26 protein-coding genes are annotated in these 24,416 nt (G+C 66.5%); 14 read left to right on the top strand and 12 right to left on the bottom strand.

Annotated features, from left to right (window positions below; translation table 11 throughout):
- Positions 1-17: 17 nt before the first annotated feature.
- The gene (locus AC5Y4D_RS24915) at positions 18-746 is read right to left on the bottom strand and encodes a sensor domain-containing protein (RefSeq protein ID WP_499946521.1); all 729 of its coding nucleotides are present in this window, start codon (positions 744-746) and stop codon (positions 18-20) included.
- A gap of 301 nt (positions 747-1,047) precedes the next feature.
- Here AC5Y4D_RS24915 and AC5Y4D_RS24920 point away from each other — a divergent pair, with 301 nt between their 5' ends.
- The 6 genes from AC5Y4D_RS24920 to htpG all read left to right on the top strand — a co-directional run bounded on the left by AC5Y4D_RS24920 (position 1,048) and on the right by htpG (position 6,581).
- Positions 1,048-1,926, top strand: a complete 879-nt coding sequence (locus AC5Y4D_RS24920; RefSeq protein WP_499992584.1) for a hypothetical protein — start codon at positions 1,048-1,050, stop codon at positions 1,924-1,926.
- A 105-nt stretch (positions 1,927-2,031) separates the two neighbouring features.
- A complete protein-coding gene (locus AC5Y4D_RS24925; protein WP_499992586.1) occupies positions 2,032-2,298 on the top strand; it encodes a hypothetical protein in 267 nt (88 codons plus the stop codon).
- 88 nt (positions 2,299-2,386) lie between these two features.
- Positions 2,387-3,316 (top strand): class I SAM-dependent methyltransferase, encoded by a 930-nt coding sequence (locus AC5Y4D_RS24930; protein ID WP_499992588.1) that lies wholly within the window; start codon positions 2,387-2,389, stop codon positions 3,314-3,316.
- Positions 3,317-3,427: 111 nt separating this feature from the next.
- A complete protein-coding gene (locus tag AC5Y4D_RS24935; protein ID WP_499992589.1) occupies positions 3,428-3,913 on the top strand; it encodes an ATP-binding protein in 486 nt (161 codons plus the stop codon).
- 56 nt (positions 3,914-3,969) lie between these two features.
- Positions 3,970-4,419, top strand: a complete 450-nt coding sequence (locus tag AC5Y4D_RS24940) for an anti-sigma factor antagonist (RefSeq protein ID WP_499946525.1) — start codon at positions 3,970-3,972, stop codon at positions 4,417-4,419.
- Between the two features lie 206 nt (positions 4,420-4,625).
- On the top strand, positions 4,626-6,581 hold the full coding sequence (gene htpG / locus AC5Y4D_RS24945; RefSeq protein WP_499992592.1) for a molecular chaperone HtpG: 1,956 nt from the start codon (positions 4,626-4,628) through the stop codon (positions 6,579-6,581).
- A gap of 10 nt (positions 6,582-6,591) precedes the next feature.
- Here the strand turns inward: htpG and AC5Y4D_RS24950 are convergent, their stop codons facing one another.
- Positions 6,592-7,560 carry an aldo/keto reductase gene (locus AC5Y4D_RS24950; protein ID WP_499992594.1) on the bottom strand — a complete coding sequence of 323 codons (969 nt, stop codon included), beginning with the start codon at positions 7,558-7,560 and terminating at the stop codon, positions 6,592-6,594.
- Between the two features lie 136 nt (positions 7,561-7,696).
- Here AC5Y4D_RS24950 and AC5Y4D_RS24955 point away from each other — a divergent pair, with 136 nt between their 5' ends.
- Entirely contained in the window at positions 7,697-8,485 is a 789-nt protein-coding gene (locus tag AC5Y4D_RS24955) for an MBL fold metallo-hydrolase (RefSeq protein WP_499992595.1), read from the top strand.
- On the opposite strand, the gene AC5Y4D_RS24960 is transcribed toward AC5Y4D_RS24955, so the two are convergent.
- Positions 8,475-8,786 carry a hypothetical protein gene (locus AC5Y4D_RS24960; protein WP_499946529.1) on the bottom strand — a complete coding sequence of 104 codons (312 nt, stop codon included), beginning with the start codon at positions 8,784-8,786 and terminating at the stop codon, positions 8,475-8,477. The genes AC5Y4D_RS24955 and AC5Y4D_RS24960 overlap by 11 nt on opposite strands.
- Positions 8,787-8,954: 168 nt before the next feature.
- Between AC5Y4D_RS24960 and AC5Y4D_RS24965 the strand changes: the two genes are divergently transcribed.
- Positions 8,955-9,722 carry an SDR family oxidoreductase gene (locus tag AC5Y4D_RS24965; protein ID WP_499992726.1) on the top strand — a complete coding sequence of 256 codons (768 nt, stop codon included), beginning with the start codon at positions 8,955-8,957 and terminating at the stop codon, positions 9,720-9,722.
- Between the two features lie 34 nt (positions 9,723-9,756).
- On the opposite strand, the gene AC5Y4D_RS24970 is transcribed toward AC5Y4D_RS24965, so the two are convergent.
- A complete protein-coding gene (locus AC5Y4D_RS24970) occupies positions 9,757-10,356 on the bottom strand; it encodes a PaaI family thioesterase (RefSeq protein ID WP_499992597.1) in 600 nt (199 codons plus the stop codon).
- 86 nt (positions 10,357-10,442) lie between these two features.
- Here AC5Y4D_RS24970 and AC5Y4D_RS24975 point away from each other — a divergent pair, with 86 nt between their 5' ends.
- Positions 10,443-11,111: a PadR family transcriptional regulator gene (locus AC5Y4D_RS24975; protein WP_499992600.1), complete on the top strand. Its 669-nt coding sequence runs from the start codon at positions 10,443-10,445 to the stop codon at positions 11,109-11,111.
- Here AC5Y4D_RS24975 and AC5Y4D_RS24980 read toward each other — a convergent pair.
- A complete protein-coding gene (locus tag AC5Y4D_RS24980) occupies positions 11,108-12,805 on the bottom strand; it encodes a 3-ketosteroid-delta-1-dehydrogenase (protein ID WP_500038475.1) in 1,698 nt (565 codons plus the stop codon). The two genes, AC5Y4D_RS24975 and AC5Y4D_RS24980, sit on opposite strands and share 4 nt — an antisense overlap.
- A 101-nt stretch (positions 12,806-12,906) precedes the next feature.
- Between AC5Y4D_RS24980 and AC5Y4D_RS24985 the strand changes: the two genes are divergently transcribed.
- From AC5Y4D_RS24985 to AC5Y4D_RS24995, 3 genes are read left to right on the top strand one after another with little or no spacing between them, the layout of a single operon-like run.
- Positions 12,907-14,043: a 3-ketosteroid-9-alpha-monooxygenase, oxygenase component gene (locus tag AC5Y4D_RS24985; protein ID WP_499992605.1), complete on the top strand. Its 1,137-nt coding sequence runs from the start codon at positions 12,907-12,909 to the stop codon at positions 14,041-14,043.
- A 29-nt stretch (positions 14,044-14,072) separates the two neighbouring features.
- A complete protein-coding gene (locus AC5Y4D_RS24990) occupies positions 14,073-14,315 on the top strand; it encodes a ferredoxin (protein WP_499992727.1) in 243 nt (80 codons plus the stop codon).
- Positions 14,312-15,103: an SDR family NAD(P)-dependent oxidoreductase gene (locus AC5Y4D_RS24995; protein ID WP_499992607.1), complete on the top strand. Its 792-nt coding sequence runs from the start codon at positions 14,312-14,314 to the stop codon at positions 15,101-15,103. Before AC5Y4D_RS24990 ends, AC5Y4D_RS24995 begins: the two co-directional genes overlap by 4 nt.
- Before the next feature lie 77 nt (positions 15,104-15,180).
- On the opposite strand, the gene AC5Y4D_RS25000 is transcribed toward AC5Y4D_RS24995, so the two are convergent.
- From AC5Y4D_RS25000 to AC5Y4D_RS25030, 7 genes are all read right to left on the bottom strand, one after another.
- Positions 15,181-16,254, bottom strand: a complete 1,074-nt coding sequence (locus AC5Y4D_RS25000) for a hypothetical protein (protein WP_499993766.1) — start codon at positions 16,252-16,254, stop codon at positions 15,181-15,183.
- An 84-nt stretch (positions 16,255-16,338) separates the two neighbouring features.
- Complete coding sequence (locus AC5Y4D_RS25005; protein ID WP_499993767.1) at positions 16,339-17,274, bottom strand: alpha/beta hydrolase; 936 nt, start codon at positions 17,272-17,274, stop codon at positions 16,339-16,341.
- Positions 17,262-18,083 carry an SDR family NAD(P)-dependent oxidoreductase gene (locus AC5Y4D_RS25010; RefSeq protein WP_500038476.1) on the bottom strand — a complete coding sequence of 274 codons (822 nt, stop codon included), beginning with the start codon at positions 18,081-18,083 and terminating at the stop codon, positions 17,262-17,264. The genes AC5Y4D_RS25005 and AC5Y4D_RS25010 overlap by 13 nt, the downstream gene beginning before the upstream one ends.
- Positions 18,080-18,547 carry a nuclear transport factor 2 family protein gene (locus AC5Y4D_RS25015; RefSeq protein WP_500038477.1) on the bottom strand — a complete coding sequence of 156 codons (468 nt, stop codon included), beginning with the start codon at positions 18,545-18,547 and terminating at the stop codon, positions 18,080-18,082. Before AC5Y4D_RS25015 ends, AC5Y4D_RS25010 begins: the two co-directional genes overlap by 4 nt.
- Positions 18,548-18,612: 65 nt before the next feature.
- Positions 18,613-19,635, bottom strand: a complete 1,023-nt coding sequence (locus AC5Y4D_RS25020; RefSeq protein WP_500038478.1) for an acyl-CoA dehydrogenase family protein — start codon at positions 19,633-19,635, stop codon at positions 18,613-18,615.
- Positions 19,632-20,795, bottom strand: a complete 1,164-nt coding sequence (locus AC5Y4D_RS25025) for an acyl-CoA dehydrogenase family protein (protein ID WP_500038479.1) — start codon at positions 20,793-20,795, stop codon at positions 19,632-19,634. The genes AC5Y4D_RS25020 and AC5Y4D_RS25025 overlap by 4 nt, the downstream gene beginning before the upstream one ends.
- Positions 20,780-21,565 carry a crotonase/enoyl-CoA hydratase family protein gene (locus tag AC5Y4D_RS25030; protein WP_500038480.1) on the bottom strand — a complete coding sequence of 262 codons (786 nt, stop codon included), beginning with the start codon at positions 21,563-21,565 and terminating at the stop codon, positions 20,780-20,782. The genes AC5Y4D_RS25025 and AC5Y4D_RS25030 overlap by 16 nt, the downstream gene beginning before the upstream one ends.
- An 80-nt stretch (positions 21,566-21,645) precedes the next feature.
- Here AC5Y4D_RS25030 and AC5Y4D_RS25035 point away from each other — a divergent pair, with 80 nt between their 5' ends.
- Positions 21,646-23,532 carry a flavin-containing monooxygenase gene (locus AC5Y4D_RS25035; protein ID WP_500038481.1) on the top strand — a complete coding sequence of 629 codons (1,887 nt, stop codon included), beginning with the start codon at positions 21,646-21,648 and terminating at the stop codon, positions 23,530-23,532.
- On the top strand, positions 23,529-24,416 hold the full coding sequence (locus AC5Y4D_RS25040; RefSeq protein ID WP_500038482.1) for an SDR family NAD(P)-dependent oxidoreductase: 888 nt from the start codon (positions 23,529-23,531) through the stop codon (positions 24,414-24,416). The genes AC5Y4D_RS25035 and AC5Y4D_RS25040 overlap by 4 nt, the downstream gene beginning before the upstream one ends.

Genomic DNA, 24,416 nt, shown 5'->3' on the forward strand with positions numbered 1-24,416 from the left:
GGCTCCGGATTGAGTCGTCACGAAGTGGATCTCAGCAGTTCGTCGATTTTCTTGAGCCGTTTGGTCACCAACGCGCCGATGTCGATGGCACGGTCCGGCGAGCAGGTGACGATCTCGGAAACGACGTTGGCTTTGGCGATGACCGCGAATTCGCATACCCACCGTTGTCCCGCGAGATTGGTCAACCACTGGGCTACCTCGGGCGGGCTCTGACTCAAGGTCGCCGGGTTCACCGTCGACTTGTGACCACCGTCGCCCCATGCCGTGACCGGGTGCTGGCATCCGGTCACGGTCTTGCGGACCGAGTCCAGGAAGCCGGCTGCGTCGAAGTCGGCCGGATAGCTGGCCGACACTTCCAAGAGTTGATGCTGGTTGAGAAGGCGGTCCTGCTGCGTGCGGGCCTCGCGCCCGGTGTAGGTCGACGGGAACAACGGATAGCGGCCGAACGCCACGACGCCGTGGCACTCCGCCGGGTCGGCGCCGATGAAAAGTGCGGACTGCATGTCGTCTTCGCTCAGCGGGCTGTTGTCGACCACTGTGAGCGAGCCCGAAGCTGTCAGCAGATCGTCCAGTTGCGACGGATGGATGGGTCCACTCGATGCGGCGGCGCCTCGTTGCGCATTTACAGGGGTACCGGCAACAACACGGTCGCACCCACAGACCGCGACGCAGAGCAACAGTACGAGCCCGAACGCCAGCGCGGCGTGCCCCGGAACGCTGCGGCCGTCGTCATCGGCGCCAGCCACGATCGGTCTCCTTGGTCAAAATCGGCTTCGTGTTTGCTTCCTAGCATCCACCAGGATTTCCGCTGATGCTCGGCGAAACCAGTCACCCCTGCCTACCAGCGGTGCGCGAGCCGCCGTCTGGCATCGGGTCCGCCTCGGCGCGGTAACTGCGAATATTTTGTGCCGCAAAGCAATTCGCGTATCCCAGACCCGGCTGGACCGGCGTGGCCACCTGCCGCCCGGCTCGCCGAAGGCAACCCGACCCCGACTTGCTTCAATTGTCGGGATCTGCACCGCTTCAACTGGGAGCTCCGAGCGCACAGTGACCCAAACCACGAGGCACCGCTACGTACGCGGCGCGTTGCGCGGCTTGGCGCGTGCCTCGGCGCCTCGCCCCGCCGCGGCCGAACGCGCCGCCCGGGATTTCGGCAAACCGCTGGCGCTGGCCGTCTGGGCGGAGATCCGGTGGGCGTTTCACCGGCCGCGCACCTGGTTGTCGGGCGTGCTGGCCAATCTCTTCCTGGCGGCCGCCTGGTTGTCGGTGCAACCGCTGACCGCTGCCTACCACCACCATCCCACCCGGCACTTCCATCACCATCAGCTCGACTGGGTGGTCCTGGTCAGCACCTACTTCTCGTCGTTCATTCTCGCCGACGTCACGACCACGAATCTGCTTGGCGGCGACCATATTCGGGTCGCCAGAGGATTGTCCGAAGGGGTGCGGTTGCGGCGGATCCTGGTGATCAAGAATTTGGCGCTGGTGGTAATCGTCGGCCTACCCACCCTCGCGGTGGCGGCGGCGCTGACGGTGGCCAACGAAGGGATACCGCAACTGGCGATCAACATCCCGAACGTGGCGGTGCCAATCGTGTCCTGGCTCGGAGTCGGCAACGTCATCTCGGTAATCCACCCGGTGTCGGTGCAGCCGCTGATGCGGCGTTGGCGCCATCGCCACGATCTACGCCGCACCGCTATGTGGCTGCTGGCCATCGCACTGCCGTACGCGGTCTATTACGTCGCCGATCCGATGGACGGCGTCGAGCACCGCTTTCTGTGGACGCGGATTCCCGCGGCTATCGGCCCGGTTTTCGGGCGCGACACCAAGAGCCTGGTGCACCTGGGCATCGCGCTGATCGTGTGGATCCTCGGAACGTCGGTGGCGGTGTTCTGGGCGCGGCGCCGAGGCCTGCGGTTCGCCTGAGCAGTCGGCCAACCGAAACGAAATCTTCCCCGCCGGCCCTCGGTAGGAGGACAATCGACGGGACCGCCCGGCACGTGCTGGACGACGACAGCAAGAGGTGGGCACATGAACCGCATTCTCCGCCGGTGCGCAATCGGCGCGTTCGCTCTCGCAGCAACGATGGTTCCGGCCGTCATCACCCCCGCGACAAGTCGCGCCGACGACGACTGCGCCCCCGGGTGGGCCTGGAGCGTGGAACTCAACGAATGCGTGTTCGTCCTTCCCGCCGCGAACGGCCCCGGCGGACCGGGTGGACCGGGAGGGCCAGGGGGACCCGGCGGTCCCGGTGGCCCCGGCGGCCCCGGCGGTCCGGGGGGCCCCGGCCGCCGCTGACCTTGCCGTTCCCACGTTGCGGGCGGTTATTACCGTAGCTAAGTGTTAAACTGGCTAAGTATCTGCCGCTCGACGAGGGGAATTGCCCGTGCCACGCACCGAGAACGACACCTGGGACCTGGCTACCAGTGTGGGCGCGACGGCGACCATGGTGGCCGCCGCTCGCGCGATCGCGACGAACGCCGAGAACCCGGTGATCGACGACCAGTTCGCCGAGCCATTGGTACGCGCCGTGGGCGTGGACTTCTTCACCCGTTGGGTGTCGGGGGAACTCGCCGCCGCCGACGTCGACGACGACGAGTCCAGCTGGAAGCTCGAGCACATGCCCGACGCCATGGCCGCTCGCACCCGCTTTTTCGACGGGTTCTTCCAGGACGCAGCGCGGGCCGGCATCCGACAGGCGGTCATTCTCGCCTCCGGCCTGGACGCCCGCGCCTACCGGCTGAGCTGGCCCGCCGGCATGACCGTGTTCGAAATCGACCAGCCCGAGGTGATCGAGTTCAAGACCACCACGCTGAAATCCCTGGGTGCGGCCCCGAAAGCCGACCTGCGTACGGTGCCCATCGACCTGCGACAGGATTGGCCGAACGCGTTGCGAGCTGCCGGCCTGGACACCGAGCGGCCCACGGCCTGGATCGCGGAGGGATTGCTGGGATACCTGCCGCCGGAGGCTCAAGACCGGTTGATGGACAACGTCACCGCGCTCAGCGCGCCGGGTAGCCGGCTGGCGGTCGAAGCCATCCCGGACCGGCCCGAACGGGACACCGAGCAAGCGCGCGAGATGATGCGGCGGTCCACCGCCAAGTGGCGGGAGTACGGCTTCGAACTGGATTGGGAGCACCTCGGATTCGAAGGCGAGCGCAAGGACGTGGCCGACTACCTGACCAACCTGGGCTGGCAGTCAAGCGGAGTCCAGATGAGTCAGTTGCTGGCCGAGCACGGTCTGGACGCGGTCCCGCAGACACATGACTCGGTGTCGATGGCCGACACGATTTACTACACCTCGGTCCTGAGCTGACGCCCGCTCAGCCCGGCGCCGCGAAAGGGCGGAGCCGGTAAAGGGCCCTTGTCGCTAGGGGACTGGTCACATCAGGTGTATCCGGCCCTGCATTCGGGTAGCCGAGATCCCGTGAGCAGTAAGACGTCAAGCGATCAGGTCGGCTTCGGTGAAGTCGACCAGTTCGGCCTCACCCATACCGGGCGGGCTGATGCGCTGACGGTCGCGATGTTCCGCCGGGACTTGGGCAATTGGCTCAGTTGCAATCTGGAGCTCGACGAAGATCGCGCCGCCGACATCGTGCTCGCGGTGGACGAGGCTCTGTCCAACTGCGCCGACCATGCCTACCAGGTTCTCGGGCGCGTGGGCATCATGACGTTGCAGATCAGCTACGTCCCGAGCACCACCGAACTCAAGGTGTGCGTCAGCGACTACGGTCGCTGGATCGAACCCAATCCCGCTGCGATCAACGCGGTGCGCGGTCGCGGTCGCGGGATATTGCTGATGCGCACTCTCGCTGACGAGTGCTTCATCGATGGACGGAACGACGGCACAACGGTGTGTTTGCGCTTCGATAGTTGCCCGCCTAACAGCTACGTGCTCAGCCAAGCCAGCTGACATGAGTCTGTTCCGGCCAGACCAGGTCTGTACCGACCGACGATGAGGAGCGCAGCATGAGTTTGGCCGCCACCGAAGTGTTCGCCGTTCCGTTGCGCCTGACGCCGCGCCTCGTCGCCGAGTTGGGCGCCGAGGCCAGCACGCTGCGCGCGGCCGTGCAGAGCTTCGACGCGGCGGTCATCGTCTACGTCGGCGGTGAGATCGACGCCTGCAACGAGGCCACCTGGCGGTTGCTGCTGGCCGAGGCTGCAGCGTTCGCGTCCGCACCTCAACTGTTCATCGTCGACGTGAACAGCGTGGATTTCATGTCTTGCTCGTCCTATCTGGCCCTGGCCGAGCAGGCCGTTTGGTGTCGTGAGCGCGAAATCAAGCTCTGTCTGGTCAGTCGCCAGCCGGCGGTGGCCCGCGTCGTCGCAACGTGCGGCCTCAGTGACGTGCTGACCGTACACAGCAGCGCGCCCCGGAGTCTGCAGCTCGTCGAACAGCCGCACGAACAAGCCTGCTGATCTCCCGGTTCAGGCGAATCAGCGAAAGACGTTCTCGCTCAACATGCGCGGCACCATGCGCGGTAGCGATCGACGGGCCATCCGTCCCCGGTGATGCGCAGGTCGGTGTCGAGGCCGGCACCGACTGCTAGCCGCCGACCCGCGGCGGACCGGCGAATCGCATCTCGCTAAATTCGGACGCGATCGATTTCGTCGGAAGGAAGCTCATGAACGCGCAAGTCGAGCAGCTGGAATTCCAGGCAGAAGCCCGGCAACTGCTGGATTTGATGGTCCATTCGGTCTACTCCAACAAGGACTCGTTCCTACGGGAGTTGGTCTCCAACGCCTCCGATGCCCTGGACAAGGTGCGGCTCGAGGCGCTGCGGAACAAGGATCTCGACGTCGACACCTCGGATCTGCACATCGAGATCGACGTAGACAAGGACGCGCGGACACTCACCATCCGCGACAACGGCATCGGCATGACCCGCGCCGAGGTAGTGGATCTGATCGGGACACTCGCCAAGTCGGGCACCGCCGAACTGCGACAGCAGCTGCGGGAGGCCAAGGATGCGAATGCCTCCGAGGAGTTGATCGGGCAATTCGGCATCGGCTTCTACTCGTCGTTCATGGTTGCCGACAAAGTCGAACTGCTCACCCGCAAAGCCGGCGAGAGCGAGGCCACCCGCTGGGAATCCAGCGGGGAAGGCACCTACACCATCGAAGCCGTCGAGGGCGCGCCGCAGGGTACGTCGGTGACCCTGCATCTGAAGCCCGAGGATGCCGAGGACGAGCTGCACGACTACACCTCGGAGTGGAAGATCAAGAGCCTGGTCAAGCAGTACTCCGACTTCATCGCGTGGCCGATCCGGATGGAAGTCGAGCGCACCATCCAGGTGCCGGTGGACTCCGACGCGGACTCCGAAGAGCGCTCCGAGGAGACCCGCGAAGAGACCGTGATCGACACCGAGACCCTCAACTCGATGAAAGCGCTGTGGGCGCGGCCCAAGGACGAGGTGTCCGAGGAGGAGTACAAGGAGTTCTACAAGCACATCGCGCATGCCTGGGATGACCCGCTGGAAGTCATCGCGATGAAGGCCGAAGGCACCTTCGAATACCAGGCGCTGCTGTTCATCCCGTCCCAGGCGCCGTTCGACCTGTTCAACCGGGACGCCAAGACCGGGGTGCAGCTGTACGTCAAGCGCGTCTTCATCATGGGCGACTGCGATGAGCTGATGCCCGAATATCTGCGTTTCGTCAAGGGTGTCGTCGACGCACAAGACTTGTCTCTCAACGTTTCTCGCGAAATCTTGCAAAAGGATCGGCAGATCAACGCGATCCGGCGCCGGCTGACCAAGAAGGTGCTGTCCACCATCAAGGACATCCAGTCGAGTCGGCCCGAGGATTACCGCACCTTCTGGACCCAGTTCGGCAAGGTCCTCAAGGAGGGCCTGCTGTCGGACTTCGACAACCAGGAGACGCTGCTGGGGGTCTCGTCGTTCGCCTCGACGCACAGCGAGGAAGAACCCACCACGCTGGCCGAATACGTCGAGCGAATGAAGGAGGGTCAGACCCAGATCTTCTATGCCACCGGCGAATCCCGCCAGCAACTGCTGAAGTCGCCGCATCTCGAGGCGTTCAAAGCCAAGGGATACGAGGTGCTGTTGCTGACCGACCCGGTCGACGAGGTGTGGGTCGGCACCGTCACCGAATTCGACGGCAAGCCGCTGCAGTCGGTGGCCAAGGGTGAGGTCGATCTGGATTCCGACGAGGAATCGTCGGCCGCCGAGCGTGAGGAGCAGGCCAAAGACTTCGCCGAGTTGCTCAGTTGGTTGAAGGAGACACTGAGCGACCACGTCAAGGAAGTGCGGTTGTCCACCCGCCTGACCGAGTCGCCGGCCTGCCTGATCACCGACGCCTTCGGCATCACCCCGGCATTGGCCCGGTTGTACCGCGCGTCCGGACAAGAGGTTCCGGTCGGCAAGCGGATTCTGGAACTCAATCCGAACCATCCGCTCGTCGTCGGGCTGCGCCAAGCCCGCACCGACCGCCCGGACGACGCCTCGGTCGCCGAGACCGCCGAACTGCTTTACGGCACAGCACTTCTCGCTGAGGGTGGTGCGCTGGAGGACCCGGCGCGGTTTGCCGAGTTGCTCACCGAGCGACTCGCCCGCACGGTGTGACAGCCGGCCGCTAGCGGCCGAGCTTCTCCCGCACCAGGCTGGTCAGGAAGCGGCCAACCGATTCCGGCCGGAAGGCGCGGGCCGCGGCGGTCAGCGCGTCGTGCGATTCCTTGCTCAGCTCGATGTCGGCGGCGGCGACGTTGAACTCCAGTTGCTCCACGCTGGACGCGCCCGGGATGGCGACCACACCGGGCAGGTGGATCAACCAGGCCAGCGCTACCTGGGCCGGCTTGGCGTCGACCTCGGCCGCAACATCGCGCAGCGTCTGCAGCAGCGGTTCGATCCGGCGCAGGTTCTCGGTGCCGAACAGCGGGTTGACCGCACGAACACCGCCCGGACGGTTGTCCACCCCGTACTTGCCGCCCAGCAGTCCTTGCGCCAGCGGGCTGTAGGCGATGATGATGCGGTTCTCCCGCTCCGCGAACGGAACCATGTGGTCCAGCACGCGGGGCCGGGCCAGCGAGAATTCCACCTGATTGCTGATCACCGGTCTACCCAGCGCGGCGTCGGCCTGCTGCCAGCGCGACAGCGAATAGTTCGAGACGCCCGCGGCGCCGATCTTGCCCTCGTCGAGCAGCTCCCGCATGCCCGGCATGATGACCGTGTCCGGGACCAGCGGGTTGGACTGATGGATCTGATAGAGCGGGATCCGCTCCAACTGCAGTCGGCGCGCGCTGCCGCGCTCGCGCTGCTTGATCACCGCCGGGAACGGCGCGACCGGAAAGATCTTGCTGGCCACCGCGACTTTGGTGCGCTCGTCGCCCAGCGCCTCGCCGAGGATCCGTTCGCTCTTGCCGAGTCCGTACACCTCGGCGGTGTCGAACAGCGTGACGCCCAAAGCCAGCGCGCGTTGCACGATGTCGCGGGCAGCTCCGGAGGCGTAGCTGTCGCCGTAGCCCCACTCACGCGAGCCGAACTGCCACGTGCCCAAACCGATCCGACTGACCTGCCCGACGCCTTCGACGTCAACGTATTTCATGAATCCACCGTATACCGGTCAACCGGTCCGCCACATCCGAGGCATTGTCGTTGCGCCGCCGCAGTTGCGGGATGTTCGGAGTCTGCATCAGGATGGGCCGAATACCAGCCAGGCTCAACCCAATTCGGGAGTGCGGATGAACAGGGTGCATCACCTCAACTGCGGCACGATGAACATGCCGGGTGCCCCGATGGTCTGTCACGTCCTGCTCGTCGAGACCGGTGACGGTTTGGTGTTGATGGATACCGGTTTTGGCTTACAGGACTGTGCCGACCCGGCGCGGGTCGGTCCGTTCCGTCATGTACTCCGACCGGCCTTACGGCGTGCGGAAACGGCGGCGTACCAGATCGAAAGGCTCGGGTTCCGACTCTCGGACGTGCGCCACATCGTGGTGACGCACTTCGATCTCGACCACATCGGCGGAATCGCTGATTTCCCAGACGCATTCGTGCACGTCACTGCGGCCGAGGCGCGCGGTGCCGTGCACGCGCCGTCAACGCGGGAGCGGGTTCGGTACCGCGCCGCTCAGTGGGCACACGGGCCCAGGCTGGTCGAGCACGGCCCGGACGGGGAGTCGTGGCGCGGATTCCCGTCAGCCAAGCCGCTGGACATGATCGGTGACGGCGTCGTCCTGGTGCCGATGCCCGGCCACACCCGGGGCCACGCCGCGGTCGCTGTCGAGTCCGGGCGCGAGTGGATTCTGCACTGCGGTGACGCTTTCTACCACCACGGCACGCTGTCGAAGTCGCGGGTGCCCTTCGTCCTGCGGGCGCAAGAAACGATGTTCGCGTTCGACCGTAAGCAACTGCGCGACAATCAGATGCGGCTCGCCGAGTTGTTCGCGCGTCAGGAACCGGATCTGACCATCGTCTGCGCCCATGACTCGACACTGCTGGCGTCGGCCCAGGCGAATCTCAACTGGTAGGCGGCGGTGCCGGTTCGTCGGAACGGGCGTCGTGCCACTGCAATTCCGCCTCGCGAACCCGTCGATGGGCTTGGCGTAACCAGACCAGGCCGGCAGCGCCGACCACCACCGCGACGACGATTCCCACCACGCCCGCCGTCGTGTGACCGGCAGCCAGCCCGGCCAGGCCGATGACCAGCGCGATGACGCCGAACGCGACGCCGACGATGCCTACGGCGTTCTTGCCGTTCTTCATGGTCTCGCCGGCGTGCTGTCGGGTGGTCCGATCGTGGTCGACCGGGTCGATCTCGGGGTTGGTCACTTCTGCTCCTTGGACATACGTGCTGAGGTTTTCCCGGATATCTGGGTGCTAAACGGTGACCGCGCCCACGTGATCCGGCAACGTCATGCTGCCAAACCGGTAACCCCGTTCTCGTCAGCTACCGACGGTATGACATGCTCGGCTACGGAGGTCGATATGGCGAAAACAGTGGTGATCGGCGCCTCGAGCGGGCTGGGGCGCTGCATCGGTATCGGTTTGGCACAGCGCGGAGACCAGGTTGCGCTGCTCGCTCGGCGACGCGAACGCATCGAGGCGGCGGCACAGGAAGCGGGCTCGGCCGCCATCGCCGTCGAATGCGACGTGACCGACGAAGCCTCCGCACGGTCGGGCGTCGACGCCGCCGCCGACGCCCTGGGCGGTATCGACAACGTGGTCTACGCGCCCGCGATCAGTCCGCTGGTCCCGTTGGCCGGCACCGACGCCGCAACGTGGCGTCGGGTCTTCGACACCAACGTGATCGGCGCGGCGCTGGCGACCGCGGCGGCGATTCCGCATCTGTCGGCAACGGCGGGCAAAGTGGTGTTCCTGTCGTCGGATGCCGGCACGTTCGGACCGCCCTGGCCGGGGTTGGGCGCCTACGGCGTCAGCAAGGCGGCGCTAGAGCGCCTCGTCGAGGCCTACCGCGCCGAGCACCCCGACATCGGCTTCACCAACCTCATCGTCGGTGAGTGCGCGGGCGGGGAGGGCGATGCGCAGACCGGGATGAACGTCGGCTGGGACCGGGAGCTGGCCATGCAGGCCTACCCGCTGTGGGTCTCCCGCGGCTGCATGCCGGGCAAGCTGATGCCCGTCGAAGACCTCGTCGACGTGGTGCACACGATCCTGCGCACCAACGCGTCGACGTCGATGCCTGTCGTGGTCGCCCGGGGGGCTCCGACGGCCACGGGGGCGGTGCTGGAGTACGGGCAGCGCTGAGGGCGCGGCGTTCTCGGAACTGCGCCCGAGGGGTTCAAGTCCGTGGGTGGATGAAGATGCCTTCGGCTGAGACCAGCACGCCGTCGGCGCCGCTGATCTGTCCGACCGCGAAAGTCTTCACGCCTTCGGTCCGGTCCACCCACGCGTCGGCGCGCAGGGGCTGATTCAACGGGGTCCGCTGGTGGTAGCGCAGGGTCAGCGTTCCGGTGTAGGCCGGCCGGCCCGGTTGGTGCGCGGTGGCCCCGAGAATGTGATCCAGGATCATCGCCGAGATACCACCGTGAACGTGCCCCATCGGACCCTCGAACGCGGCGCCCAGGACGAATTCCGTCCACACCGATCCGTCGCTCTCGTGGTGAACCACCAGCGGCGGGGCCGACGGATTGCGAACTCCGATAACGACATTGCCTGACGCGATGCCCTGACCGTCGTTGACCTCTCGTTCGCCGAAGGTGCCTGGCATCAGCTCGGCGTTCAGTTCGCTTGTGACGCTGTCGATCTTGGCGGTAGCGGCGGCGATGACGTCGTGTCCCACCTCGGTGCGGATGGTCGCGTCGATCAAGCGCCGCACCGATGCCGCCAGCGTCTCGTACACGGGCAACGAATCAGTCAACGACGCAAACGAATCCACCATGTCCGCCACCCTAGAGCAGCCATATTCGTCCCGGTCAGCGGTCCGCGTCTGGGCAAGTCGACGACGCGGGTTGTTAATCTGACCGGATGCCCGGCGAAAAGGCGAATGCGGCACTGGCGGCCACCAGCTGGGCGCTGCTGGGCATGATGTCCTACGAAGAGGAAGTCTCCGGCTACGACCTCAAAAAGTGGATCGACTGGAGCGTCGACCTCTACTACTGGAGCCCTTCCTACAGCCAGATCTACACCGAGCTGAAGAAGCTGGAAAGCCTCGGACTGGTAACCTCCCGCGTCGAGCGGGACGAAGGCACCCGCAGCCGCCGGCTCTACAAAATCACGCCGGCCGGGATGGCCGCGATCACCGACTGGACCAACAACGCCCCGCTGGACCCGCCGGTCCTCAAGCACAGCATGCTGCTGCGGGTCACCTTCGGTCATCTCAGCAGCCCGGGCCGGCTCAAGGAGCAGCTGCAGGAGTATGTGGCTTACGCCGACGCCCGGCACCGCAAGGCCGTCGAGGACTCCGAGGGCGCCGAGGTCGAGCCGGCGTGGGCTTACTCGGTCATCGCTTTGCGTTGGGCGGCAAAGTATTACGCCGCAGAGCGGGAGTTCGCGCTGGAGTTGATGAAGGAGATCGACGAAGCGGACGCGGTCATCGAAAAGGCCAGCAGGGGTGGCTTCGGCAAGCCGCGTCCCACCCCGGGCTATTGGCGTGAGGTGGAGAAGCAGGTCGTGGCCAAACGCGAAGCCGACTAGCGAGCCGCGTCGCGGGCGGCGGTGTAGCCGTACACCAGGCCCTGCGCGATGGTGGCACCCGCGCCGGGGTAGCTGGCGCCAAAGGCGTTGGCGGCGTTGTTGCCTATGGCGTAGAGGCCTTCGATGACCGCGCCGTCCTCGCGCAGCACCCGGCCCCGCTGGTCGGCCGTCAGCCCGCCGCACGTACCGAGGTCGGACAGGACCATGCGCACCGCATAGAAGGGACCTTTGAGCAGCGGGCGCAGGTTCGGGTTCGGCTTGACCGTCGGATCGCCGTAGTAACGGTCGTACGCGCTGCGGCCGCGGCCGAAGTCGGGATCGTCACCGGCACAAGCATTGTGGTTGAAGCGGGTCATGGTCTGGTGGAACTCCGAAGCCGGGACGCCGATGTGTTCGGCCAGCTCCGTCAGACTGCTTGCGCGGGCGGCGATTCCGGCGTCGAACCAGGCCTGCGGCACGCGCATCCGCGGAAACAGCTCCGCGCCGAAGACATAACTGTTGCGATACGGCTGATCGAAAATGATCCACATCGCTTCCACCGGGCTGCCGGCGCGTTCCAACTCCAGCAGGCGCTGACCGAAGGACATGTAATCCGAAGCCTCATTGGTGAATCGGCGGCCGTGCTGGTTCACGATCAGGCATCCCGGTAGGGACCGTTCGGCCAGCATCACCGTCGGCGCCTTGCCGGGCAGCGGCGCGATGGCGGGAAACCACCACGCCTGGTCCATCAAACCGATGCCGGCGCCGAGATCCTGCGCTGCCTGGATCCCATCGCCGGTGTTGGTGTCGGCGCCCAGACTGTAGTTCGTGCCGAGCGAGGCGGACTGAAACTTCCTGCGCATCTCCATGTTGTGGTCGAATCCGCCGGTGGCCAGCACCACCCCGCGCCGCGCGGTGATGGTGACCGCACGGCCGCGATGTTCGACCACCGCGCCGGTCACCCGGTCGCCGTCACCGGTGAGCCGCTGCAGCGTGGTCTCGGTCCACACCGGGATCCCGGCACGCAGCACTCCGGCCAACAGGCCGGCGGCCAAGCCCTGGCCTCCCGCCGCGTACCGCCTGCCGATCAGCAGACCGCCCATGCCCTGCGCGATTCGCTTGCCGAACGTCGGTATCCCGCGCCGCGGCACCCGGGCCACGAGGTTCATCCAGCGGTAATCGGCCCCCGTCGTCGGGATGGCGAAGCCCGCTTCCAACACGCCCGGCCGCAGCCGGCGCCGGTATGCACCCAGTTGTGCGGTGTCGAACGGGTGACATTCGCAAGTGCGGCCGGCCGCGCTGCCCCCGGGCTGCTCCGGATGGTAGTCGGAATAGTCGCGCGCCCAGAAGAACCGCAACGGCGTTGTGCGGCGCAGCATCTCGACCGTTGCCGACACATTCTGCACGAATCCGTCCGACCGCTGCGGTGGCGCCGAGCCGGCGACCACGGCGTCCAAGTAGGTGCCGGCCTTGCCCGCCGAGTCGCCGGCGCCGGCGTCTTCCAGCACCGGCCCACCCGGCAACCACAGCGCACCACCCGAACGGGCGGTCGACCCGCCCACGTAGCGCGACTTCTCCACGATCAGCACCGACAGCCCCAACTCGCCAGCGGCCAGCGCCGCCGCCATTCCCGTCCCGGAACCGACCACCAGCAGGTCGACCTCGGTGTCGGCGACGGGAAGCCCGGTGGGGATCGTCGTACTGTCTGCGCTCACCACAGCGACGTTAGGCGCGCCGGACGCCGCCGTGAAAGCTTTTCCTGATCAGTGGAACAAGTGGTCCCCAAAGCCGGGCCGGGAGGCGTTGAATGATCGTCATGAGCTCGCAAATCGACGCCGACGAGATTCGGCTCATCGAAGCGCAGGCCGCGCCGACGCGGTTCGCCCGCGGCTGGCACTGCCTGGGTCTGGTTCGGGATTTCGCGGACGGCAAGCCGCATGCGGTCAACGCCTTCGGCCAGATGCTCGTCGTGTTCCGCAGCGGGGACGGCAAGATCAACGTGCTCGACGGCTACTGCCGCCACATGGGCGGCAATTTGTCCGAAGGGGAAGTCAAGGGCAACGAGATCGCCTGCCCGTTTCACGACTGGCGCTGGGGCGGCGACGGCAGATGCAAACAGGTGCCGTACGCCAAGCGCACCCCACGCCTGGCCCGCACCGCGACCTGGACCACGCTGGAACAGGACGGCATGTTGTTCGTGTGGAACGACCCCGAAGGCAACCCGCCCGCGCCGGAGGTGACGATCCCGCGCATCGAAGGTGCCACCAGCGATGAGTGGACCGACTGGCATTGGTACACCACGATCGTCGGCAGCAACTGCCGGGAAATCATCGACAATGTCGTGGACATGGCGCACTTCTTCTACATCCACGGGTCGCTGCCGACCTACTTCAAGAACATCTTCGAAGGACACGTCGCCACGCAGTACATGAACGGCGAAGGCCGGCCCGACATGGGTGGCACGGAGGGCGCCCGGATGCTTGGCACCACATCGGTCGCCTCCTATTTCGGGCCGTCGTTCATGATCGACGACCTGACCTACCACTACGAAGACGGCGATCAGCAGACCATCTTGATCAACTGCCACTATCCGATCGACGCCAATTCCTTTGTGCTGCAATACGGCATCATCGTCAAGAAGTCCGAAACCCTGCCCGCCGACGTCGCGATGCAGACCGCGATCAGCCTCGGCGACTACGTCAAGATGGGTTTCGAGCAGGACGTCGAGATCTGGCGGCACAAGGCGCGCATCGACAACCCGCTGCTGGTCGAGGAGGACGGTCCGGTCTATCAACTGCGGCGCTGGTATGAGCAGTTCTACGTCGATGCCGCCGAGGTGCAGCCAGACATGGTGGACCGCTTCGAGTTCGAGTTGGACACCACCCGGCCCTACGAAGCCTGGATGAAACAGATCGAGGAGAACATGGCGGCCCGGGCGGGCTCGGTGTCGTGAAGGTACGCGCCGACAACCGTCTCGACGACATGCCGATGGCGCCCGTCGCGTGCCGCAACTGTGGCGCGCAGGTGCTGGCCCGCAAGAGCAGCTGGAATCAGACCAGCGTGCAATGGAATGCCGAGGCGTCCGCGTCGTGCACCGAACGCCGGGCGGCCGACCGGATCGCCGGCCATCACCGCCGTCCGTTTCTGGTTTGCTCGGCGTTGCGGGATTCGATCGAGACCGCCGTCGCCGCAGGCGAACTGACCGTCGTCGACGGCGCCTCGTGAAAGTTGCGGTGGTGACCGGGGCCAGCCGCGGCGCCGGGCGCGGCATCGCGGCCGCACTGGCCGCCAAGGGTTGGCGGGTGTATGCCACCGGCCGCACCATCACCGACGCCCCGCCCGGCGGGTTCGCGGTCCGGCTCGACCACGCCGACGACGACGCGGTGGCCGCCCTCTTCGAGCGGGTGCGCGTCGAGCAGGGTGGGCTGCACCTGTTGGTGAACAACGCCGCCGTCATCTCCGACGACCTGGTCAGCCCAAAGCCGTTCTGGGAGAAGCCGCTTGATCTGGCCGACGTACTGGACGTCGGATTGCGCTCGTCTTATGTCGCGTCCTGGTATGCCGCACCGCTGCTCGTCGCCGGTGGGCACGGTTTGATCGCGTTCACCTCCTCCCCGGGGTCGGCCTGCTATATGCATGGTCCGGCATACGGGGCGCAGAAGGCGGGCGTGGACAAGATGGCCGCCGATATGGCGGTCGACCTGCGCGGCACCGGTGTTGCGACGGTGTCGATCTGGATGGGGATTCTGCTCACCGAGAAGCTGCGCGGCGCGTTCGACGGGCATCCCGACGCCTTGGCCAAGACCGCCGAGCACGCCGAAACACCGGAATTCACCGGCTATTTGATCGACGCGCTTCATGCCGACCCGCAGCTGGCCGAGCTGAGTGGACACACTCTCATCGGCGCGGAACTGGCCCAGCGCTACGGCATCACCGACGAGGGCGGCCGCCGGCCGCCGTCACACCGTCACCTCGGTGAGCCGCGTACGCCCAGCAGCGTGGTGGTCCGGTAACCCAGCGCGAGCAGACGCAAAAGCCCCCAATTCGTGCCGAATTGAGGGGCTTTTGCGTCTGCTCGCGGCAGGGGGCGCTACAGCTGGAACGCGCTGATGGGTGCCTGCTCGGGGTACGCGGTCGGCCCGCCGATGTCATAGGCACCGTTGAGCGCGGCGATGAAAGTCGGATCGTGCAACGGTTCGCTGGGGATGTCGAGCTTGAACCCTCGTGCGTTGGCGTCGTCGACCATGATGTCGATCGCCTTGTCGATAGTCAGGTCGTCGGAACCGGACATGTTCTTGTCCAGTTCGTCGAAGTCGGAGAACACTTCAGCCGACCAGTGCACCAGGAACCGCAGTTCGTCGGTGCGGTGCCGGGCGATCACCTCCTCGCCGTTCTTGAGCAACCAGCGGTCACGGTCGTCGGGATCGCCGGTGAACACCGTGTCGAAGCCGAGGCCGGGCGGAATCTGCTGTTCCAGCGGCCCGTTCGCCTCACCCCGATGCACCATCATCTCGTTCTGCACCACCACGCCGCGGTTGTAGATGGGCGGTAGGACCCGCTTGGGCGCGCCCAGGGGACCGTCGGGCCAGTAGGTGAAACCGCTGCTGCCGTCGAGCGAAAACCAGGTGATCACCTGGGCCATCTTGATCAGATAGTCACGGAAAAGCCCGGACTTGCCCATCACGCTGGTCAACCAGGTCGGCGCGTTCTCGTGGCGTACGCCCCGGAAACTCGGCGAATCCAGATGTCCCGGATCGCGATTGGCGCACGGCCCGTTGATGTTGAACAGCATCAGTTGGGGCTTGGCGTATTCGGCGTTCCAGTAGCGCTTGGCCAGGTCCAGGAAACGCTGGTTGTAGAAGCAGTCGTGCAGTTGCGGGTAGAGCACCGCGCCGTAGTTGGCCAGATATCCGCGAAAGGTGGGCGTCAGAAACAGATCCAGCGACGGGGTGTATCCCTCGGGGAACAACCCGCTCATGGTCGCGATCAGTTCGTCGGCGGAGGCGAAGTGCTGGGAGATGATCAGCCGCCACGGGCCTTCGGAGCGCACGACATCCAGCAACCGCTCGCGTTGGTCGTCGCTGTAGACGTCGGTGATCTCGCGCGGCGGTGCGGCCGGCCGCAGTACGTCCGACAGTTCCTGGCGGCGCTCCTGGGTGAGCATCAGCTGTCTCCTTCCGAAAGTTGCGCTGTCAATTCTGGGTAACGCCGCCGTCCGGCGGATACGAGTTGTCCAGTCACCGGGACGTCAAAACCGAAGGGGGTTGGCGAACTTGGCCCGCACCAGGGCGCCGACTTCCGCGACCGCCAGCCGACCGCGCGCGGTCGCCGACGGGCGCATCAGGAACCCGTGGTACATCCCCGGATAGCGGGTCAGCGTGGTCTGCACGCCCGCTTCACACAGTCGCGCCGCGTACCGCTCGCCCCAGTCCCGGATCGGGTCGCAACCCGCTGTCGCCACGATGGCGGCGGGCAGGCCGCCGAGGTCGGACGCGTACGCCGGGACCAGGTAGGGGTCGCGTGGCGAACCGGCGTCACCGTCGGCCAGTGCGTGCAGGTAGTTGATGTCGTCGCGGGTCAGCATCGGCGCATCGGGCAGCGACGCGATCGACGGAACGGTCATATCGCGGTCCAGCCCGGGGTACAGCAAGACCTGCGCCGCGATGGGTGGCCCGCCACGGTCGCGGGCGGCCAGCGCGACGCCGGCCGCCAGCGCACCCCCCGCGCTGTCACCGACGACCGCAAGTCGATCCGGATCGACACCCAGTTCGCGGGCGCGGCCCCACACCCACTCGGTCGCGGCGTAGGCGTCCTCGAATTGGGCGGGCGGCGGCGATTCGGGGGCCAACCGGTATTCGACGGCGACGACCGCTGCCCCGCAGGCCGCAGCCAGCGCGCGCGCCAACGGCTCGAAGGAGTGATTGCTGCCCATGACCAGCCCACCGCCGTGGAAGTACACCAGCACGGGCAGCTCGGATTCCGTTGTCGGATAAAAGGTCCGGACCGTCAGCGATCCGGCGATCACCGCTTCGTCGACGGCTGCCATCTGGGGCATGTCGTCGGGCAGCGGGGTGGATTCGATCGCCGCGCGGACCGCGGCCAGACCCCGCTGGCGCATCGGCGGGACGTCGCCGAACGACGCGACACGTGCGGCGGCGTCGGGGTCCAGCGTCATGTGAGTGATGGGGGACGTTGCGCGGCAAGGACATCGGCGCGTTTTCGCATCGCCGTCGCCACCGACTCCTGGGTGATCAGGTAGAACCGGCCGGCGACGGCCTGCTCGAAAATCGTCTCGGCCGCGTCCAGCGGATCCATCGCGCCGGCTTTGACGTTGAGCATGGCGGTCCGCTGCGCCTCGGCGGCCCCGGCATCGCCGGCGGCGTCGACCCCACCCGCCGATTCGAAGATGTTGGAGACCACCGCCCCGGGCAGCACCGCCTGCACGTGAATGTGGTGGTGATGCCCGGCTGTCTCGACTTCCAGACGCAAGCACTCGGTCATCGCCAGTACCGCATGCTTACTTATGATGTAGGGCGTCTGCAGTGGGATCGCGACCACCGCGCCGACCGACGACAAATTCCACACCCATGCCTGCCCGTCGTCGGCCATCATCCGGGGCAGAAATGCTCTGATGCCGTGGAAGACTCCGCTGATGTTGACGTCGACCACGCGCTGCCAGTTGGCCGGCGGCGTGTCCCACAGGTAGCCGAATTGTTCGATGCCGGCGTTGTTCACCAACAGTCGCACCGGGCCCACGTCGCGATAGGTCCGGTCGGCCAGGTCCTCCATCGCGTCGGGGTCGCGGACATCGCAGACGACATCGACGCCCGCGTGCAGTTCGTCGCGCAACGACGCGATGGCGGACGCGTCGATGTCGGCCAGCACCACCGTCATTCCCAACCGGTCCGCATACCGTGCCAAACCCGCACCGATCCCGGCGCCCGCGCCGGTGATGACGGCCACACCGCCGGAGAATGCGGCTCGCGCGCTCACGACCCGGTTGTGGATTCGGCGAGCAGCACGGAGTTGGTGGTGTCCAGGACGATGTCCATCTCGGTGACCTGCAGACCGTCGGCGGTGCGGCGCACGCCGACTTCCGCGACGCCGCTGGACACCGCGAACGGCACGAAGTTGGCGACCTGGTTGACGAAGATGTAGAACCGTGCGCGGGTGATGTCGCCGTCGGCGCCGGTGCGGTGCAGGTTGGTCGCGTGGTGACGCAACGGATACGGACTCTGCTCACGATGCTCGGTCAACCATGCCAACACCGCGTCCCGCCCACTCAGTTCGGGGGACATCAGTTCCTCGAAAGGGCTTGCGCCGCTGTCACTTCTGGTCACGTACCGGATGTCGTCGGCGTAGCGCGCCGCGAGCTCGTCGTAGTGCGCTTCGTCGTAGTGATACCAGAAGGCGGCGATGAACTCCTGCAGTTCCGGCAGCGAGATGTCGTTGCTCATGGGGGAAGTCAACTCTGCGGCGACCGAATTGACATCCGCGTTGCCCGGTCAGTGGAACACCGGCTTCAACCGATGATCAACCCCCATAACCCGCCGGCACTCGCGTAGAGCGCCGAGTCGGTGACCTGGTCGTCCCAGTATCGAAGCGAACCGAACTCCGATCGCCACGCCAGCGCGGCTCGGGTGAATTCGTGCAATCGGTGTTCACGTGTGGTACCGATCGCGCCGTGCGCTTGGTGGGCGTTACGCACCACCACCGAGGCCGCATGTCCGGCACACGAACGGGCCACCGCCACAAGGAAATCCAGATCCGGCGCCAACCAGCCGTTGGTGACGGCGGCGTTCAGCGCTGCCTCGGTGGCCGCGCGCGCGAGCGCAGCCTCGCCGGCCGCGTCGGAGACCAGGTGTTGCACAGCCTGGAACTTCGACAGCGGGCGGCCGAATTGGATCCGTGCGCCCACGTGCTCGATGCACAGCTGCACGATGCGGTCCAGCGCCGCGCACACCTGAATCGCCCGCACCAGCCCCGATTTCAATCGCAGCTCGGTGACCAGGGCCAGGCTGACCGGCGTCCCGCGCAGGTTCGCGGAGTCCACCGACACCGCGTCGCGGGGCTCACCGATCAAGTTGGCACCCGGGGTGATCGTGAGCTCGTCGGCGCCGACGTCGGCCGCCTGATAGCCACCGTCGGCGCGCCACAGCACCACGACCCGCTCGGCGGTCGAAGCCCACGGCACATCCGTTGCCCGACCTTGCTTGTCGAGCATGCACACGGTCCGGACCGCGCCGTCAACGGGCGATCCGGCAGCCTCCAGCAACCAGCACGCCAACAAATCGTGCTCCGCCAACGGAATTCGGACGCCGGTGCTTGCCGCAGCGGTCAGCAGTTCGGCGGCTTCGAACCATCCGGCCCCGCTGCCGCCGTCCTGCTCGGCGCCGGTCAACCGCACCAGGCCGAGTTCGCCGAGACGCTGCCAGAGGTCGGCGTCCCATTCCACCGTCGCCGTCGGGTGCTTCTCGCGGTAGTCGACGAAAACCGCATTCATCATGTCGATCAGGTCCGGATCGACGACAGGGCTGCCGCTCATCGCAGGCCCAATCCGCGCGCTATCACTCCGCGCAGCACCTCGTTGGTGCCGCCGCGCAGGGTGAATCCCGGCCGCTGGTCGACCGCCGACCGAACCAACTCGGAAAACACGGCGTCGGGACAGGTGTGCAGATCGGCGAACTCGGCTATGTCACCCTCGGTGATGGTGCCGAGCACTTTGACCACGGCGGCGGCCGTGTCGGCGGGCTCGTGCCGCTCCAGAGCACCGGCGACCGCGGTGGACATGTGGTGCAACCCGGCGATGCGAGCCACCAGCCGTCCCAAACCCGCGTCTCGGGGGATGGTGTTGGCTGCCATCCGATCGGCGCAGGCCGCCAGCAGCACGAAGGTGGACAGAAACCGTTCCGGCCCACTGCGTTCGAAGGCCAACTCCGACGTCACCTGTCGCCAGCCGTCGCCGATTTCACCGAACACCATGTCGTCCGGAACGAAGACGCCGTCGAGAATGACCTCGTTGAAGTGGTGTGCACCGTTCATCGAGACGATCGGGCGGATGTCGACCCCGGGGCCGCGCAGGTCGACGATGAACTGACTGAGCCCAGCGTGGCGATGTCCGGGGTCGACCGGCGCGGTGCGGGCCAGCGCGATGAACGCCTCCGCCAGGTGCGCCCCGGAGGTCCACACCTTCGTACCGGACAGCGACCAGCCGCCGTCGACGCGCTCGGCGCGGGTTCGCACGCTGGCCAGATCCGATCCGGAGTCGGGCTCGCTCATCCCGATGCCGAAGAAGCATTCGCCGCGAACGATTCGCGGCAAGAAATGCGACTTCTGCTTGTCGGTGCCGTACTTCAGCAGCGACGGCACGATTTGACGGTCGGCGATCCAGTGCGCGGCAACGGGTGCGCCCGCCGCCAGCAACTCCTCGGTGACCACAAACCGTTCCAGAAACGAGCGTCCGTGCCCGCCGTACTCGACCGGCACCGTCATGCCCAGCCAGCCCCGCGCGGCCAGCGCGGCGGTGAAATCCTCGTCCCAGCGGGACAGCCAGGCGTCCACGGACGGGGTGAACGAGCCGGCGGCGAGCTGTTCGGCGACGAACTCGCGGACCTCCGCGCGCAGCGTCGCCTCCCAGCCCGCTGCCGCTTCATCGGTTCCGGCCGGCGGCACCAACCGGGGCAGCCCCGTCAACTGGTCCGCCACCTGGCGATGCGCTGTTCGTGCTCGGGATCGCGGTGCGCCAGCGGCTGCATCGCCGCGGCCATGGCCAGCGTCGTCTCCAGCGAACCGGTGCGTGACTCTTGCAGCAGGCGTTTGGCCATCCGCAGGGAATGTGACGGGTTCTTGGCGATCCGCTCGGCGAGTTCCCGGGCCTGCGGGAGCAGTTCCTCGTGGGGCACCACGCGGCTGACCAGTCCCCAGTCCAGTGCGGTCGCCGCATCGATGCGGTCGCCGGTGAACGTCATCTCGGCCGCGCGTTCGTAGCCCGCGACACGCTGCAGGAACCAGGTGCCGCCGTCACCGGGAATGAGGCCCAGCTGCACGAAGCTCTCCGCGAAAGATGCGCGCTCCGAAGCGATCCGGATGTCGCACATCATCGCCACATCGCAGCCGGCGCCGATCGCTGCGCCGTTGACCGCGGCGATCAACGGCACCTCGAGCCGGCCCAGCGCCCGCGGGATCCGCTGGATCCCGTCGACGTAGGCGTAGCGCTGGTCGAGGGCGCCCAGACCGAACATCCCCGCCTGGTCGGCCATCTCCTTGACGTTGCCGCCGGCCGAGAAGATCTTGCCTTCACCGGTGAGGATGACCGCGCGGACCTCGGTGTCGGTGTTTGCGCTGTCGACCGCGTCCTCGAACGCGGCGATGACGTCTTTCCCGGTGATCGCGTTCCCGACGGCGGGCAGATTGATGGTCCACGTCCGGATCGGTCCGTCGGTGGCAATGACTAGTGGCTCGGCGGGGTTGCTCATGCTGGCAACTGTAGGGACCGTGTCCCGCTGAGAGGAAAGGGCGGTCGCCTGGGTGCCTCTCGGCTTCGATACTGAGCGGCATGGCCTCGCTTGATCTCGAAGAACTTCGGGCGAACCTGAGATCAGCTGATCCGGGCGTGCTGGTCGCCGTGCTGGCCCAGCTGACCGGGGACGTATCGGTGCTCGACCGCTTCGCACCCAAGATCTCCCACGTCCCGGATCCGCCCGAACGGGCGGGTGTCACCGACGCCGCGACCGCCGAAATCCTGGTAGAAGCCCTGGTCGCAGCCCTCGGTACGGAGCGGTCGGTGGGGGAGTTCGATGATGTCGAGTTGTTCCGGCGAGCGCTACCGGTGGCCCTGGGCGGCCCGGTTGACGACGAGTTCGTTCCGCTGCTGCTCGAGCAGGGTGGTTTCCAGCTCTCCCAGCCCACGCTGCCGCGCGCGGTCCCGATCCCGCCGACGACGACCGTGGCCATCATCGGTGCAGGCATCGCGGGCATGATCACCGCATTGGCCGCGGCCGACGCCGGCGTCGGATTTCAGATTTTCGACCGTAACGACGAGGTCGGGGGGACCTGGCTGACCACGACCTACCCGGGCATCGGTGTGGACACTCCGTCCGCGTACTACTCGCTGTCCCGGGATCTGAACCCGGACTGGACGAGCTACTACCCGCAGGGTGCGGAGTATCAGGCTTACCTGGTATCGCTAGCCGACAAATACGATCTGCGCACCCACACGCGTTTCGGCGCCGAAGTCGAGGCGCTGTGGTGGGACGAGGACCGCGCGCAGTGGCAGATTCACGCGGTGGACCGCGCCGGCAACCGCGACGTCAGCTATGCCCGTGTGGTGGTCACCGCGGCCGGCTACCTCAACCGGCCCCGCTGGCCGGACCTGCCCGGCCGAGAGTCGTTCGAAGGCATCAGCATTCACTCCGCGGACTGGGATGCCTCGCTGGATCTGAGCGGTCGCCGCGTCGCGGTCATCGGCGCCGGTTGCACCGCCGTGCAGATCGTGGACGCATGCGTCGACGACGTCGAACACCTGACCGTGTTCCAACGGCAACCGCACTGGGTGGCTCCACGTAAGCGACTGACCGACGATGTCCCCGCGCATCGCCGCTACCTCGGCCGGCACGTGCCCTACTACGCGAACTGGAACCGACTGAAGTCCTTCTGGGGTACCGCGGACAACAATTACCCGGTCATCCTGCGCGACCCCGCCTGGGCCACGACACATCTGTCCATCTCGCCGGCCAACGACGTGCTGCTGCAGATGTGCCTCGAATATATCGACCGAACTTTCGGCGCCGGAACGGAATTGGCCCAGAAGGTCACGCCCGATTTCGCGCCGTACGGCAAGCGGATCATCCGCGATCCGGGCGGCTATTACGCGGCGCTGACCCGTGAGCACGTCGACGTCGAGGCATGCGAACCGTCGGCGGTCAACGCGAAAGGCATTGTCACACAGGACGGCAGGCAGATCGACCTCGACGTGATCATCTACGCCACCGGGTATCACCTGGATTTTCTGTCCACCCTCGACATCCGCGGCCGCGACGGACGTCGACTCGCCGACGTGTGGGGCGACAGCCCCGCCGCCTACCGGGGTGGCACCGTGCCGGGATTCCCGAACCTGTTCATCAACTCCGCGCCCAACTACAGTCCGGGCCACGGCGCGGGGGCCAACTTCTCGATGGAGGTGATGGCCCACTACATCGTCGAGTGCCTGCAACTGATGGCGCTACGCGATGCAACCGTCATGGAGGTGACGCGGCAAGCCTACGACGAGTACGTCGCGGCCATCGACGAGGCGATGGCAGGCACGGTGTGGTGCCACACGCCCAACGCGCACACCTATTACCGCTCGGGTTCCGGACGGGTGGTGGTAGCCACCCCGTTCCGGCTGGTCGACTTGTGGCATCAGCACCGGGCGCCCGTCGAAGACCACTTCGAGTTGCGATGACCGGGTTGCTTACGGGTAGAACGGCTTTGGTGACCGGCAGCAGCCGAGGCATCGGCCGCGCCATCGCGCGGCGACTCGCCGCCGAAGGCGCCACCGTGGTGGTGACGGCCCGATCTCAAGCGCAGTCCACGTCGACGCGGGGCGGCGCGACCACCACCTTGCCGGGCACCATCGCGGAGACGGTCGCATTGATCGACGACGCCGGCGGCCGGGCGATAGGTATCGCGGCGGATCTGGAGGACCCAGCACAGCGAGATGGGTTGATCGAACGGGTGATTGAGCACACCGGGCGCCTCGACATCCTGGTCAACAACGCGGGATTCGCCGACTATTCGACGGTCGAGGACATGCCGCTGGACACCTTCGAGCGCACGATCGAGCACTACCTCCGCATTCCGTTCGTCCTGACCAAAGCCGTCATCCCGGTCATGCGCCGCCAAGGCGCCGGTTGGATCGTCAACATCGGCTCGGTCACCGGTGTGGCGCCCGTGCGTCCCTACCGGGACTACAACAAGACCGCCGGCGACGTTGTCTACGCGTCCTGCAAGGCCGCGCTGCACCGGTTCACGCAGGGAGTGGCCGCCGAACTGCTGGCCGCCGACATCGCCGTCAACTGCGTCGCGCCGTCGACCGCGATCCGCACTCCCGGTGCGGCGCAACTGATCCCCGACTCGTTCCCCACCGAACCGGTGGAATATCTGGCCGAAACGGTACTGGCGATGTGCCATCGCCCGGCCGCAGAGCGCACCGGGTTGGTCGCGTTCAGCTTGCACTATCCGTGGTTGCACGGTCTGCCGGTGCATTCCCTGGACGGGGCCTCGATCCTGCCGCCGCTGGAGCCACCCGCAACAGCCAACCCGAACATCCGGCCCGCGGGGGTGTAG

This window comes from Mycobacterium sp. NGS67, assembly GCF_059812185.1.